The sequence below is a fragment of the Micromonospora sp. LOL_025 genome (genome assembly GCF_048060285.1).
Classification (GTDB): Bacteria; Actinomycetota; Actinomycetes; order Mycobacteriales; family Micromonosporaceae; genus Micromonospora.
The window spans coordinates 1-250 of sequence record NZ_JBHMIR010000161.1 but is presented as its reverse complement, the minus strand read 5'-3'; the positions used below and the strand labels follow the sequence as shown (position 1 = coordinate 250).

Genomic DNA, 250 nt, shown 5'->3' with positions numbered 1-250 from the left:
CCCTCGCGCTGGGCGTCGGAGAGGCGCTGCACCAGCAGCACGCCCACGCCCTCGGACCAGCCCGTGCCGTCGGCCGACGCCGCGAACGACTTGCAGCGGCCGTCCTGCGACAGACCACGCTGCCGGGAGAACTCGATGAACGTCCCCGGCGTCGCCATCACCGTCACACCACCGGCCAGCGCCAGATCACACTCACCACTGCGCAACGCCTGCACGGCGAGGTGCAGCGCCACCAGCGACGACGAGCACG

1 protein-coding gene is annotated in these 250 nt (G+C 72.0%); it reads right to left on the bottom strand.

Translation table 11 applies throughout. The features are described from left to right. On the bottom strand, positions 1-250 hold a 250-nt coding region (locus ACFHW0_RS31955), incomplete at both ends, for a beta-ketoacyl synthase N-terminal-like domain-containing protein (RefSeq protein WP_416613348.1).